At 38.2% G+C, this 1761-nt stretch carries 2 protein-coding genes; both read left to right on the top strand.

Annotation, left to right across the window (positions count from 1 at the left end):
• Positions 1-802: 802 nt before the first annotated feature.
• The gene (locus V7K25_RS05180; RefSeq protein ID WP_094344907.1) at positions 803-1024 is read left to right on the top strand and encodes a hypothetical protein; all 222 of its coding nucleotides are present in this window, start codon (positions 803-805) and stop codon (positions 1022-1024) included.
• Between the two features lie 141 nt (positions 1025-1165).
• Complete coding sequence (locus V7K25_RS05175; RefSeq protein WP_335155701.1) at positions 1166-1666, top strand: phosphate-starvation-inducible PsiE family protein; 501 nt, start codon at positions 1166-1168, stop codon at positions 1664-1666.
• The last annotated feature ends 95 nt before the right edge of the window (positions 1667-1761 follow it).

Here is a 1761-nt window from a genome sequence, read left to right as displayed (position 1 = left end):
TCATGAAAGAGTTCTACACTGAACAAAAGATGAATGTCCCTGGTGATTGGTCGCAACATTCAGCCGAGCGAATAGCCACTTTAGACTATTTAAAAGGGTGTAAGGATTTGCGTGAGACTCTGAATAACTTCGGCTTCAAGTTGTTATAAAAGGAGTCAACAGCCAGAATACAAAGAGACAGGGTAAGCATCCACCCTATCTTTAGTAGTCTGTCAATAAATAATTGATGGATAAATTAAGAGTAGAGACGGCGATTTATCGCATCTCTTTAACCATCAAAATGAATTTGACAGACTACTCGTCTCAAGTAAACTATACGCTGCGGCGACCAGAGGAGAACTTCTGATATCTGCACCAACGCTTTTGACACTTAAAGACTCAAAACCCTACACTTCAGTCTTAAAAGATGATTTCGGTGCGTAAGTCTAAGCAATAAATAAGAACTTAGGCACCATGACAAAATTATCTCATTGCGAGTGCTGCGATCACCTCCGGTGGGCGGTTACGCCATCGCATTCGCGGAGCGTCTCCAAGAGTTGCAATCTCAAACCTTAGTTTTCAGTGCGTAAGTCCTAAAATAGACTGGCTAACTTGTCAGATATAGCAATTCTCCTGCTTGAAACCTTTGTAAGAATTTGGGGAATCCGAAGGCATTTAAGCAGTCAACAGGCGAACAATTTAATTGGTATTCCAGCAAGTTTTATCTTTCAAAAAACGGCTGAACTGTAAGAATCGCTCTTTGACTGAGAATTGCTGACCAAAAATGCAGAACTAACCCGCGAAACCAAAGGAGCTTCAAACAATGAATAATCTATCTACCAAAGACCTCAACAGACTACGCTCTCAAGCCAAAATAATTATGAATCGAGTGGAGATTTTCATAGAAACTTACTTATTAGAAGCTCCACCTGATGAAAATCTGATCAACGAAACCTTACAAGAGATCATCAAGGCTACAAATAGCTTAACAACCGCAGCATCTAAAATGAAAACTGCCGAAACCGCACATAAACTCAACGGTTAAAAATCGTTTAATACGGTTGAGTTGAACCCCATAGCTAAATAATGGGGGTTGAATGCAGCCCGAGTGCTGAGTAATCGATGCTAGATACTCAGCACTATTTCAGTTATGGAAATAAATGAATCTAGACCGTTAGGAAATACGATGCTCAAAGGGCTAACTTTAAACTTCAATGACTGGTTACAAAGAAATACAATTGTACGTAACCTGGAGTTTTTTCAAGACTTTATTATTATTTCTCTCTGCCTTGGTTTATTCTGTGTGATGCTCATCCGACTGGGAGATATGTTCTTCTCCTTTTTGAGTCCATTAGATTTACGGCAAGTAACATCTGATATCCTGTTCATTTTGATTTTGGTAGAGTTATTCCGCCTGTTAATCGATCATATACAACAACAACGGACATCCGTGGCAGCAGCAGTAGAGATTACTATGGTTTCTGCTTTAAGAGAAGTAATTTTACGCGGTGTTCTTGAAATTCCCCGTGATCAAATTTTTGGAATTGCAGTATTTTTAGTAGTATTAGCGGTAATTCTTGTGGCTTTACCTTGGGTATCTAACTTTTTTGAACAGGTCAAAACTCCTCACACTGGAACAAAAGAAAAAATGCAATTATTGGCTGATAATCCTGTAGTTCATGATTAATTGTAACGACAAATACTGTTTGAAAATTAGTTGGTTAACGCAAGTAATTTTAACAAATGTATGATATTCTTTATATATGGAGAATAAAAAGTACA

Source organism: Nostoc sp., from assembly GCF_036919495.1.
In the GTDB taxonomy this organism is placed as follows: Bacteria; Cyanobacteriota; Cyanobacteriia; order Cyanobacteriales; family Nostocaceae; genus Nostoc.
This window is presented reverse-complemented; position numbering and strand designations above follow the sequence as displayed.